This window comes from Kordia sp. (genome assembly GCF_050633145.1).
Classification (GTDB): domain Bacteria; phylum Bacteroidota; class Bacteroidia; order Flavobacteriales; family Flavobacteriaceae; genus Kordia.
This window is the reverse complement of the sequence record NZ_JBOEFY010000029.1, coordinates 25,756-38,135: the sequence shown is the minus strand read 5'-3', so window position 1 is coordinate 38,135 and position 12,380 is coordinate 25,756. Positions and strand designations below refer to the sequence as shown.

Sequence of the window (12,380 nt, the reverse complement as noted above, 5' to 3'; positions counted from 1 at the left end):
CAATCATATATAGTAAAAGCCATTCTTTCAGGAATGGCTTTTTTTATGACTACGTTTTAGATATCTATTATTTTTCTAGTGCTTGCGCTAAATCTGCTATTAAATCATCAACATCTTCAATTCCTACGCTTAGGCGGATTAACGCATCAACAACACCAACTTTTTCCCTAGTAGCTTTCGGAATACTTGCATGCGTCATACTTGCAGGATGACCAGCCAATGATTCTACACCTCCTAAGGATTCTGCCAAGGTGAATATTTTTAAATTTTCTACAATTTTAATTGCTTGATTATAATCGTTTCCTTTTGCTACAAAAGAAATCATACCACCAAAATCATTCATTTGTTTTTTGGCTATGTCATGATTTGGATGGCTTGAAAACCCAGGCCAATATACTTTTTCTACTTTTGGATGCTTTGCTAAATACTCAGCAATTGCTTTTCCGTTTTCGCAATGTCGTTGCATACGCACATGTAAGGTTTTAATCCCTCTTAATGCCAAAAAACTATCCATTGGACCGCAAATAGCGCCACTTGCATTTTGTATAAAATATAATTTATCTGCAATTGTTTTGTCTTTTACGACCAAAGCTCCCATCACCAAATCACTATGTCCGCCAATGTATTTGGTAGCAGAATGCATCACAATATCAGCACCTAAATCCAATGGTCTTTGCAAATAAGGTGTTGCAAACGTATTGTCAACCGCCACTAGCACTTTGTGTTTTTTGGCAATTGCTGCAGTTGCTTCAATATCAATAATATTCATCATCGGATTGGTTGGTGTTTCAACCCAAATAAGCTTCGTGTTTTCATTAATATACGATTCAATATTGGCAGCATTTTCCATTCCAATGAAGTGAAACTTGATTCCATACCCTTCAAATATCTTTGTAAACAATCGATAAGTTCCGCCATACAAATCATTTGTAGAAATGACCTCATCACCCGATTTTAATAATTTTAATACAGCATCAATCGCCGCCAAACCAGAGCCAAAAGCCAAACCGTAATTTCCATTTTCTAAGCTTGCCAAACCATTTTCTAGTGCATTTCGTGTTGGATTGTGCGTTCGTCCATATTCATATCCTTTGTGTCCGCCTGGTGTACTTTGTGCAAAGGTTGATGTTTGGTATATTGGCGGCATTACAGCTCCATAAGCTTTGTCTGGTTCTTGTCCGCCATGTATGGTTTTAGTGTTGAATTTCATGTGCTCGTTTTATTTTCAGATGTTGGTCACATGTGACCTTCTCTATCGCTTCTACAAATTTAACTTTTCATTTATTAGTTTTCAGATTATAGCTGTACCTTTATCGGTACTTAACTTTTTAGTCGAAATGAAGCATAAAAATAACAATTTCTCAGCATGTCTTCTTCTTGTGTTTGCGTTTACCAGTTTGCAAGCCTTTTCTCAAAATTTTACAAAGCAAGATAGTTTACGTGGTTCCATCACACCAGAACGTGCTTGGTGGGATTTGACACATTATCATTTGGATATTACGGTTGATCCGAGCGAAAAAACAATCGCGGGAAGCAATACAATTCAATATAGAGTAGTTAAAAAAGGACAACAAACGCTTCAAATAGATTTGCAGCCGCCATTACAAATGACGAAAGCAGTTCAAGACGGTGCCGAATTGGAAATTGTACATGAAGGAAATGCACATTTTATTCAACTCAAAAAAAGACAACGATTAGGAGAAACATATAGTGTACAGGTTTTTTACGAAGGAAAACCAAAAGTAGCAAAACGTCCACCATGGGATGGCGGAATTACGTGGTCTAAAGACGATAACGGATTGCCTTTTATAGCTTCTTCCTGTCAAGGACTTGGTGCAAGTGTTTGGTGGCCGTGCAAAGATCATATGTACGACGAAGTAGATAGCATGAAAATTAGCGTGAATGTTCCTAAGAATTTGATGAATGTTTCTAACGGACGCTTAGTTAAAGTAGAAGAAAAAGATAACGATACAAAAACGTATCATTGGAATGTTGTGAATCCGATTAATAATTATGGCGTAAATATTAATATTGGCGATTATGTGCATTTTGGCGAAAAGTACGCTGGAGAAAATGGCGAACTGGATATGGATTATTATGTGTTGCGAGATAATTTAGACAAAGCAAAAAAACAGTTTAAAGATGCCACACGAACTATGGAAGCTTTTGAGCATTGGTTTGGACCGTATCCGTTTTATGAAGATAGTTATAAGCTTGTAGAAGCTCCTTATTTGGGCATGGAACACCAAAGTTCGGTTACGTATGGAAACGGTTATAAAAATGGTTATCGCGGTAGAGATTTGAGTCGCACTGGCTGGGGAATGAAGTTTGATTTTATCATTATTCACGAATCAGGACATGAATGGTTTGCCAATAATATTACCAATATTGACATTGCCGATATGTGGATTCATGAAAGCTTTACAGCCTATTCTGAGAATTTATTTTTGAATTATTTCTACGGAAAACAAGCAAGTGCCGAATATGTAATTGGAACGCGTAGCAGTGTTGCAAACGACCGTCCAATTATTGGAATTTATGATGTAAACCATGAAGGTTCGGGCGATATGTATTATAAAGGTGCAAACATGTTACATACCATTCGTCAGTTGATTGATGATGATGCAAAATGGCGCAGTATTTTACGAGGCTTGAATAAAGATTTTTACCATCAAACGGTGAATACACAACAGATTGAAAGTTATATTAGTGAGAAATCGGGAATTGATTTGTCTGCTGTGTTTGATCAATATTTACGAACTACAGATATTCCAGCACTACGTTATAAGAAAGATGGTAATACGTTTGCGTTTCGCTGGGAAAATTCAATAGCTACTTTTGACATGCCAGTTAGAGTTGCAATTAATGGAGAATTCGTATGGATTGCACCCACAACTGATTGGCAAACCAAAAAAATGAAGGATACAGTTTCTACTATTCAACTAGATCCTAATTTTTATGTGACTTTGAAGGAAGGGAAATAGGTTTTTAGATCGTTAGACTTGCTTTGCTTTTAGATTTTTAGACACACTTCATTTCGATAGCTTCGCTAGGTATTTTCAACTAAAAAATATTTTAGTCTCAATAATACTCAATGCAAATACTGTTGGTATTTTAGTACATATCGAAATTTGATCAACTCACGTCTGATCGAGTGGAATTCTGAAAGAATTTTGTATCGAGATCTACTTTGATTTTCTAAGTACTTCTCGATACTATTTTTCTACATTTCGACAAGCTCAATATCAGAAAAATGACTCGAAGTGACGTTTGGAGTTTCTAACGAATCAACAAAAAACAAATTGACAAAAAACCTGAGCAAAGCGAAACTAAATCTCCTCAACAAAATCTAAGAAAACCTCTTCATGTTTTTCCAAATCCATGTTTGGAGAAAGCGCTACACGTGCAATATAATCCTTGTCACCTTCTTTGGTCGTTCCTTGCGTAGATGTCGCAGGAATCGTCCAATAACAACCTTTTAATTGTCCGTAACTTACACAGTATTTGCTTTCGTCTGGAATTTCGGTAATCATCATTTTGATGAGCTTGTGATTTAATTCGCGTTTGTATGTTTCTCGCTCTTCATCTGTTTCTCCTTTTGTCGGAAGATCTAATGAAAATACTGATGGCGTAAATCCTTGTGCTGCCAATTCTTCTGAAACAAAATTGATTTTTGCAGTTGGCAAAGTAGTTTCTATAAAGCTTACAAATTGACGTGTGTTTTTATATGCATCTGCAATTCTTTGGTTCATAGAAGGCATTTGTTGCGCTAGAATTTCATATTGCAAATCGGTCGCTTCATTGTCGCAAAGAATCAAGTGCTTTTCTATTGCATCTAACAATGTTGCTGCTTTTTCATTTCCTATACAGTATCCGGCAGTACATAAACCGCCACTTGGAAATTTCGATCCGCTCGAATACGAAATTGCGCGTACCGTTGATAGCGTTTCGCCTTCACCTAAAAAGTGCACATTCGGACAAAAAGTTTGATCTAAAATAAAAACAGGAGCAATTGCTGTTTCACCAGTTACCGTTGTACGTTTTTTACCTAAGGTTTCTTTTAGTTGAATTAAATCGGGAACTTCCACTCGTGGATTTGTTGGAATTTCAGCAATGATATAAGGAATAGCATCTTCCTGAGCGATTTTACTTAAAACCAATTCCACACTTTTTACCATATCATTATCACCATCTACAGGTAAATCTACTACTTCAACATTGTCAATACAAGCAGCTACACGTCTTGCTTGATCGTTTGTTCCACCATAACAGTTTGGCGGCACCACAAATTTGATTGCTTTTCCAGGATGGTTTTCAAGTGCATCGTCCACAAGTCCCATCATAATAGCATATTGAATGGACAATCCGCTAGAACCTGCCAATGCTTTTGTGTTTACATTGGTAATTTCTCGAATGGTATCTGTAACTATTTTTTTATCGTTTGCTCTGGCACTTTCCTTTTCTTCTGAAGAAATAGCTGTCAATTCATTCAAAACCACCAAGCAATTGGCTGGCGTCATTGCTACCGTTTCTCTTCTTCGTACGTGTTGTATTTCTGAAATATAGCTTTCGTCTTGTTGATTATTTGCAGCTAAGACACTTCCTAATTTCGAATGCATATTGACAATAAAATCAATATTTGACGTAAAATCTACAATGTGAATTTCATCTTCTTGTGATACAAAAACAGTGCTTCCGTCAAATGCTGAAACGTCTGTTATTTTTTCAACCTTTTGCAATTCAAAATTATAATTGTAGACACGTTTTAATATATCTGAATTAAAAATTTCTGGTAATTCGTCTGTATACACAATTCGTGTATTTCTATTTGCTATCAAGTTTTTTCGTAAAATTCCCATCACAGGAATGGTAGCCGATTGAAAACTAATTACATTTTCTGGTTTTAGATCGTTCAATTTTGCAATTCCCCATTCCAACACACATGATAATGGATGTCCTAAACGGATATAATCGTACGCAGTTGGCAATTCGCTCAATGCAGATTTTTCGAAATTATTGTCGTTATATAAATTTTTAAACTGTTCTAAAAATTGAACTTTCGCCAGTTTTTCAATGTAAATATCTAATCGATGCGTAGTTAAGCGCAACCAACTAGCGGGCATGTTTTCTAAGACATTTTGTATATATGTGAGTGCTTTCTTGCCTTCCATTATTTTTACTTTAAATAGCTCGTAAATATACGATAATTGATTTTTTTTAAGATAATATGAGTCGCTTTAAAGTTTGTATACTTTCTAAAAGTGATGTTAAAAAACACTCAACATTTTAAGTTATAATCAATGGTATTCAATAGTTATTCTTTCTTCAATTTTTTTACCAATTTTCCAACAGTTAATCCTTGAATCAAAATTGAAAATATAACTACAACATAAGTAATTACCAAGAATAAATCGCGGTGCATTTCAGCAGTTAATCCTAGCGCAAGTGCAATAGAAATTCCGCCACGCAATCCACCCCAAGTCATAATAAGATTGGTTTTAGGCACAAAATCGAGTCGTTTTTCAAAGAATTTAATTGGGAGCAATAAGGATATGTATCTACAAGCAAGCACAATAGGAATTGCTATTAATCCTGCAACAATGTATTTTACTTCAAAGGCAATGACAAGCATTTCCATTCCGATCAATACAAATAAAATTGTGTTTAATAATATATCAATCAGTTCCCAAAATTTATCTACATAGGTTTCTGTGACTTTAGACATTGCAGTTCCACGTACGGTATCATTTCCAACAATTAATCCCGCAGTTACCACCGCTAATGGTGCCGATACATGTAGTTTGTGCGCAATAGCCGTTCCTGCCATAACCGCCGCCAATGTGATGATGACTTCAATATCATAATCATCAATTGATTTTAATAGCCTATAGGTAATCCAACCAAGTAAAGCACCAAGTGCAATTCCGCCAATAACTTCCAATCCGAATAGTTTTGCAATGCCTGCGATGCCTGTATTTTCAGAACCTGAATTTGCAATTTGAAATATGGTCAAGAAAATTACAACGCCAACTCCATCATTAAACAAAGATTCGCCTACAATTTTGGCTTCTAGCTTTTTAGGAACTCCTGCTTTTTTTAAGATTCCTAATACCGCAATTGGATCTGTTGGAGAAATCAACGCTCCAAAGAGTAAACAATAAATAAAGTCTACATTTAATCCTGTTAGTTGTAATACATAATACATTACAATTCCGACTAAAAACGTAGAGAGTAACACGCCAAAAGTTGCAAAGACCAATACTGGCCAACGTTGTACTTTGAGCTGTTCAAAGTTTGTATGCAATGCACCTGCAAAAAGTAAAAAACTCAGCATAATATCGAGTAATACACTTCTAAAATCAATTTGTGTAATGATATATTTTTCGGCATTTAGCAAGGTAGCATCTACATAACTCAATGCAAAAACAGCAAGCGTAAAAACAATTGTAATGAGCATTAAGCCAATTGTGTTTGGCAATTTTAAAAATCGCACATTTATATATCCAAAAACAGCCGCTAAGGATACAAGTATTGTAATTATTAAAAAATAGTCCATGTCTTAAATTGCTTTTTTTAATGCTAAAATATATCCGTAATGAATACCTTCATGTATGTTATTAAATTCTATTGCTTCATGCACATTACTTAACGTAGTTCCTAAACTGAGTGTGTATTCAGTATAGTTTTTAAAAACTTCTGCAGTTAAATCTTCTTCTGTTTTTACCAATAAGCTATCTAGTAAACCATATATTTCGTCTACTTCTTGTTGCGTAACATCGCCTTCTGGTTTTGTTTTGTTTCTATATTTTGAAACGAGTTCGTCCGAAATATGCATAGGCAAACCTGACAATTTATATACTAACAATTGTTGTATAACCACAATGTGTCCAATATTCCAAATAATGTTGTTTGAAAACCCTGCTGGAACTGTGTTTAAATCTTTTAAACTTGTTTCTTTTAAAATTCGTTTTATAACATTTCTGTTATTCTGAGTAACGGTTCTTGTAAAATTCATTTTCTATATTTCACTATATTTTCATTAAAAGTATTCATTTTTGATGGAAATGAATTTTCTTTGTAAAACTTATAACAACGAATATAAACTAACTTCTTTTTAAAACTCGAAACCCGTGAAAAAAATATATCATTTAAAGACTTGTAATACGTGTCAACGAATTATTAAAGAGATTCAACCAACTCCCGATTTTATTTTACAAGGAATTAAAGAAGAGGAAATTACCGTAAAGCAACTGGAAGAAATGCATGCACTTTCAGGAAGTTATGAAGCATTGTTTAGTAAGCGCGCAAAGCTTTACAAAGAAATGGATTTAAAAAACCAGGAGTTGAGCGAGCAAGATTACAAACAGTATATTTTAGAACATTACACGTTTTTAAAACGTCCTGTAATTATTGTAGATGATCAAATTTTTATTGGAAATTCTAAAAAAACAGTCGCTGCTGCTAAAGAAGCAATCGCTTAATCATGTCTAAAAAAACCTATGCGTTTATTGCTGCCTTTATGGTGCAAGTTTTTTATGGCGTTACTTTTACATTTGCATCTGATGTAATAAAAGGTGGCTACGTAAAACCTTTCGGATTTATATTACTACGTGTAGCTGGAGCTGGTTTGTTATTTTGGCTATTTAGCTTTTTAGGACCGAAAGAAAAGATTGAACGCAAAGATTTTTTTACAATCTTTTTGGGAGCCGTTTTTGGTATTGCCATCAACATGCTTTGTTTTTTTAAAGGATTCGAATATACAACTCCAATTCACGCTTCGGTAATTATGGTGGTTGTACCAATTATAGTACTAATATTGTCTACCATTTTTTTGAAAGAAAAAGTAATTCCCACCAAAATTATTGGAATTATTTTAGGACTTTCGGGCGCAGTTGTACTCAGTCTTTATGGGAAACCTACTGAAAATTCGGCAAACATTCCGCTTGGAAACTTATTAGTGTTTATCAATGCGGTCTCTTATAGTATTTACATCATTATCACTAAAAAATTAACTTCTAAATATCATCCTTTTACATTTATTAAATGGTTGTTTTTGTTTGGAGCAATCTTAGTTTTTCCGTTCGGATTTCCACAATTAGAAACTGTAGATTGGGGCACTTTTACACCTTATGTATTTTTTGAAGCTGGATTTGTAATTGTAGGTGCCACTTTTACTACTTATTTACTAAACCTTTTTGCATTGCGCGAACTAAAAGCTTCAACTGTAACCACATTTTTATATCTTCAACCTGTAATTGCAGGGATTTTTGCTATGATCGTAGGTAGTGATTCACTTGATTTGATTAAAATTGTAGCTGCAATTCTAATTTTTGCCGGAGTATATCTGGTTACATTAAATAAAGTCAAAAAAAGCGCATGAGTTATGCTCCGCCTATTTTTTATAATACTATAAACGATATTCCTTCTACATATTGGGAACAGTTAGGTTGTGGAACAAATACATATTATACACCCGAATTTTTACGCGCTTATGAAGTAGCCAATGATGATATTGTGTTTCGATATATTGTGATTGTAAATGCCCAGAAAGAAGCCGTTGCATTTGCTGCGACACAAGTGGTGACAATTCCGATAGAAACCATCACACAAAATATCAAAATTTCGGAGCGACTTAAAAAAATGATCAACCGTTTATTCTGTAATAACTCACTTAAAATTATGTTTTGCGGAAATATCTTTTTAAGTGGTGAATACGGAACATTCATTAAAGAAGGAGAAGACACAAATGCTGTATTTCATGAATTGGTAGCAGCATTGAAAATTGTAATGAAAGAAACAAAAAAGCTGCATGCCGTTTTTGTGAAAGATTTTAAAGAAAAGTCGCTTCCGCTAACCGATCAATTGAAAGACTATCAATATGCACCTATGAAGGTAGAGCCAAATATGATTATTACGCTCAAACCCGAATGGAAATCCTTCGATGATTATAAAGACGCGCTCAAATCTAAATACAGAGTGAAGGCAAATAGAGCGGATAGCAAGAGCTCCGATTTAGTTGCAAAAGAATTTACGTATCAAGAAATTGATCAGCATAAAAGTGAGTTACAGGCTTTGTATGAAAACACTATTGCCAATGCAAATTTTAATGCACAAATTCTCGATTTAGACACGTATATAATACTTAAAAAAACCTTTGGCGATCAGTTTATTGTGAAAGGGTATTTTTTAAATGATCAATTGGTTGGATTTTTATCTGCCATGCGCAACGGAGGTAATTTAGATGCACATTTTATCGGTTTAAATTATGGTTTAAATAAAGACTATTCTATTTACCCTCGAATTTTAAATGATTATGTTCGTTTCGGAATTTTATACGGAGCAAAGCGCATCAACTTAGGAAGAACTGCTTCCGAAATTAAAAGTACATTAGGCGCCAAACCACAAGATCTAACTTGCTATACACGACACAAAAGACCGTTTCTAAACAGTATACTGAAACCTTTTATTGGCAAAATTAAAATTAAGTCTTTTAAAGAACATGCTCCTTTTAAGAAATAATTTATACTTGCTTCACTCTTAGACTTCTTAGATTATTAGACGCGCTTTGCTGTTAGACGCGGCTTTGCCTCTTAGTATTTCGAATTCAATTTCAAGTTCAGCTTCAATTTCCCAAACGTCACTTCGAGTGTTTTATCGAAATAAAATGGAGATAAAATGTATCGAGAACTACTTTGATTTAGACGCGCTTTGCGCTTGGATCGCTGATGCTTTTAGATCGCTTCGCTCTTGGTATTTTGATAAGCAAACTTTTGCATGAAACTTCTTTTTCAAATTAACGAATTACCAAATTGAATTAGATTCGCTTCACTCTTAGACTTCTTAGATTTATTAGAAACGTCTTTGCGAGCGTTTTGATAAAAACGCGTGGCAATCTGTCTCTTGTGCATCAAAAGCATTATTTCGAGTGTTTTTTCATAGGAGATCTCGATACAAAAAATGTGTTCACATTTTCCACTCGATCAGACGATTTGAGTTCTTAAAATTCTTCTTATCTACACTTTATCGTTATGCACTTAAAAATTGCTCTCATAGCAAAATATATTTGCTTCATGGTATTTTCTTAAAAATCAATGCATTATTTCCTCAATTTTGAATTGAAATCAAAAACAAACAATTCGATTTAGTAGCTACCTATTGTTTTTGTTTTTTAGGCGCAATCCGAAAAGCCATTATTAAATAGAGTAGGAATTATTTAACAACAAATATCATGGCAAATGCAACCGCATCATCTAAAGATGGAGTATGCACTATTACATTACCTTCAAATGTATCAAACATAGTTTTACAACCGAAAACAAGTGGCACAACACAGTGGACAAATTATTGTGTTTGGACTGGGAAATGGAGTCTATCCGAACCTACTGCTACACCTCATCATCATCCACTTGGGGAATGGTATGCGCATCAAACAACTCTAGATATAGTATCAAACCATTTTAAATTGATCAATAGTACAACCAAACATGGAACTATAACAACAGGTACAAATCCTTCAACAGCAAATATGACAAGTATGGAGTTGGCCTTTACGCATCAAAAAGATCCTTCAAAAACTATATTAACAGACAAGCTAAATATTGATACAGATAATGTAAATGATGATCTCACTGTAATTACAATTATGGCAGAAGATGGAGGAGATCAAAATTATTTAGATTTTCAAATGATAATCACTATCACAGATAATTAAAAACGCAAAAGTTTTAGTAATTAAATGTAAAAGTTTCCTTCAAAGAACTAACCTTGAAGGAAACTTTACAACATAAAAAGTCTTTATAAAATATAATCTGTACTCACGAAATTAGAAGCTCTGGCTTGTAATAATTCCGTTAAGATTGCATTGTTATAATCATTGTCTTTAGAAGCGACAAACGTTCTTATAGAGAACGAACGCAATGCATCATGCACACTTAAAGTTGCCACTGCAGAATCTTTTCTTCCCGTAAACGGATATACATCTGGTCCACGTTGACACGAACTGTTTAGGTTTACACGACATACTAAATTTACCAACGTATCAATTAATGGCGCTAAGGTATTGATGTCTTTTCCAAACAAACTTACTTGTTGTCCATAATTTGAAGCTGCCATATCATCCAAAGGCTCTTCAATATCTGAGAATGGAATTATTGGAATTACTGGTCCAAATTGCTCTTCTTTATATACACGCATATCTTTCGTTACAGGATATAAAACTGCTGGGAAAATATAATTATCGGTCGTTTCTCCACCTTTTTTATTGATGATTTTTGCACCTTTTTCAGAAGCATCATCTATCAATTCCTGAATATATGCCGGCTTATCTGGTTCAGGTAATGGCGTTAATTTTGCACCAGCTTCCCAAGGGTTTCCAAATTGTAACGCATCTACTTTTTCAGAGAAACGTTTGTTAAATTCGTCCACAACATCCTCATGCACATATAATACTTTCAGTGCTGTACAACGTTGACCATTAAAAGAAGTTGATCCTGCAATACATTCGTTAATCGCCAAGTCTAAGTCTGCATCTTTCAACACAATAGCTGGATTTTTAGCTTCCAAACCTAATACCATTCGCAAACGGTTACTTTTTGGATGCACACTTTGTAACGCATTGGCAGATTTACTATTTCCAATCAAAGCCAACACATCAACTCTACCATCTTTCATAATTGGTGTAGCAATGGTTCTTCCACGTCCGTAGATAATGTTTACAACACCTTTTGGAAAGCTATTTTGAAATGCTTCTAGTAATGGCGATAGTAATAAAACGCCAAATTTTGCAGGTTTGAAAATTGCCGTATTTCCCATGATTAATGCTGGAATTAACAAAGCAAATGTTTCGTTTAGCGGATAATTATACGGTCCGAGGCATAGAATTACACCAAGAGGTCCACGACGAATATGTGCATTTACGCCGCCGTATTTTTCAAACTTCGCGCTATCACGATCCATTTGTGTATAATCTTCAATGGTATCGTAAATATATTCGACTGTTCTGTCAAATTCTTTTTCAGAATCTGCTAAGTTTTTACCTATTTCCCACATCAATAATTTTACTACTTCATCACGCTTGGTTTTCATTTGTGTTACAAACTTTTCCATACACGCAATTCGGTCAACAACTTTCATCGTTGGCCACGAACCTTGCCCTTTGTTATACGCAAGTACAGCAGAATCTAAAGCTTCTATAGCTTCTGTTTCGCCTAGCGTTGGAATGGTTCCTAGTAATGTTGGTTGATATGTTTCTGTGGAAGAAATAGTAGAATATACTTCGGATGTTTGTCCTTTCCATTCTTTTAATTCGCCACCTACTAAATATGTATTTTGAGTTATTGTTTTTTTAATTTGATACTGTTCGGGAATCTTCATAATATGTT

Annotated in this window: 10 protein-coding genes; 5 read left to right on the top strand and 5 right to left on the bottom strand. The window is 34.5% G+C overall.

Annotated features, from left to right (window positions below; all coding sequences use genetic code 11):
* Positions 1-67: 67 nt before the first annotated feature.
* On the bottom strand, positions 68-1,210 hold the full coding sequence (locus tag ACRBBL_RS15540; RefSeq protein ID WP_431369990.1) for a cystathionine gamma-synthase: 1,143 nt from the start codon (positions 1,208-1,210) through the stop codon (positions 68-70).
* A 127-nt stretch (positions 1,211-1,337) separates the two neighbouring features.
* Here ACRBBL_RS15540 and ACRBBL_RS15535 point away from each other — a divergent pair, with 127 nt between their 5' ends.
* Entirely contained in the window at positions 1,338-2,984 is a 1,647-nt protein-coding gene (locus tag ACRBBL_RS15535; protein WP_431369989.1) for a M1 family metallopeptidase, read from the top strand.
* A gap of 345 nt (positions 2,985-3,329) precedes the next feature.
* Here ACRBBL_RS15535 and ACRBBL_RS15530 read toward each other — a convergent pair whose 3' ends face one another.
* The 3 genes from ACRBBL_RS15530 to ACRBBL_RS15520 all read right to left on the bottom strand — a co-directional run bounded on the left by ACRBBL_RS15530 (position 3,330) and on the right by ACRBBL_RS15520 (position 7,015).
* Positions 3,330-5,171 (bottom strand): cystathionine beta-synthase, encoded by a 1,842-nt coding sequence (locus ACRBBL_RS15530; protein WP_431369988.1) that lies wholly within the window; start codon positions 5,169-5,171, stop codon positions 3,330-3,332.
* 143 nt (positions 5,172-5,314) lie between these two features.
* Positions 5,315-6,556 carry a cation:proton antiporter gene (locus tag ACRBBL_RS15525; protein WP_431369987.1) on the bottom strand — a complete coding sequence of 414 codons (1,242 nt, stop codon included), beginning with the start codon at positions 6,554-6,556 and terminating at the stop codon, positions 5,315-5,317.
* Positions 6,557-6,559: 3 nt separating this feature from the next.
* Positions 6,560-7,015, bottom strand: coding sequence for a DinB family protein (locus ACRBBL_RS15520; protein ID WP_431369986.1), 456 nt, complete (start codon positions 7,013-7,015; stop codon positions 6,560-6,562).
* Between the two features lie 115 nt (positions 7,016-7,130).
* Between ACRBBL_RS15520 and ACRBBL_RS15515 the strand changes: the two genes are divergently transcribed.
* The 4 genes from ACRBBL_RS15515 to ACRBBL_RS15500 all read left to right on the top strand — a co-directional run bounded on the left by ACRBBL_RS15515 (position 7,131) and on the right by ACRBBL_RS15500 (position 10,711).
* Positions 7,131-7,481, top strand: a complete 351-nt coding sequence (locus ACRBBL_RS15515; RefSeq protein WP_431369985.1) for an arsenate reductase family protein — start codon at positions 7,131-7,133, stop codon at positions 7,479-7,481.
* Between the two features lie 2 nt (positions 7,482-7,483).
* The gene (locus ACRBBL_RS15510; RefSeq protein WP_431369984.1) at positions 7,484-8,380 is read left to right on the top strand and encodes a DMT family transporter; all 897 of its coding nucleotides are present in this window, start codon (positions 7,484-7,486) and stop codon (positions 8,378-8,380) included.
* The gene (locus ACRBBL_RS15505) at positions 8,377-9,519 is read left to right on the top strand and encodes a hypothetical protein (protein ID WP_431369983.1); all 1,143 of its coding nucleotides are present in this window, start codon (positions 8,377-8,379) and stop codon (positions 9,517-9,519) included. The genes ACRBBL_RS15510 and ACRBBL_RS15505 overlap by 4 nt, the downstream gene beginning before the upstream one ends.
* Before the next feature lie 709 nt (positions 9,520-10,228).
* Positions 10,229-10,711 (top strand): hypothetical protein, encoded by a 483-nt coding sequence (locus ACRBBL_RS15500; protein WP_431369982.1) that lies wholly within the window; start codon positions 10,229-10,231, stop codon positions 10,709-10,711.
* 83 nt (positions 10,712-10,794) lie between these two features.
* Here the strand turns inward: ACRBBL_RS15500 and ACRBBL_RS15495 are convergent, their stop codons facing one another.
* On the bottom strand, positions 10,795-12,372 hold the full coding sequence (locus ACRBBL_RS15495) for an NADP-dependent glyceraldehyde-3-phosphate dehydrogenase (protein ID WP_431369981.1): 1,578 nt from the start codon (positions 12,370-12,372) through the stop codon (positions 10,795-10,797).
* Between the last annotated feature and the right edge of the window lie 8 nt (positions 12,373-12,380).

Excerpts from the sequence above, each read along its gene's own strand:
- ACRBBL_RS15505 (WP_431369983.1), top strand. The coding sequence starts at position 8,377 with ATGAGTTATGCTCCGCCTATTTTTTATAATACTATAAACGATATTCCT.
- ACRBBL_RS15530 (WP_431369988.1), bottom strand. The coding sequence starts at position 5,171 with ATGGAAGGCAAGAAAGCACTCACATATATACAAAATGTCTTAGAAAAC.
- ACRBBL_RS15510 (WP_431369984.1), top strand. The coding sequence starts at position 7,484 with ATGTCTAAAAAAACCTATGCGTTTATTGCTGCCTTTATGGTGCAAGTT.
- ACRBBL_RS15525 (WP_431369987.1), bottom strand. The coding sequence starts at position 6,556 with ATGGACTATTTTTTAATAATTACAATACTTGTATCCTTAGCGGCTGTT.
- ACRBBL_RS15495 (WP_431369981.1), bottom strand. The coding sequence starts at position 12,372 with ATGAAGATTCCCGAACAGTATCAAATTAAAAAAACAATAACTCAAAAT.
- ACRBBL_RS15500 (WP_431369982.1), top strand. The coding sequence starts at position 10,229 with ATGGCAAATGCAACCGCATCATCTAAAGATGGAGTATGCACTATTACA.
- ACRBBL_RS15540 (WP_431369990.1), bottom strand. The coding sequence starts at position 1,210 with ATGAAATTCAACACTAAAACCATACATGGCGGACAAGAACCAGACAAA.
- ACRBBL_RS15520 (WP_431369986.1), bottom strand. The coding sequence starts at position 7,015 with ATGAATTTTACAAGAACCGTTACTCAGAATAACAGAAATGTTATAAAA.
- ACRBBL_RS15535 (WP_431369989.1), top strand. The coding sequence starts at position 1,338 with ATGAAGCATAAAAATAACAATTTCTCAGCATGTCTTCTTCTTGTGTTT.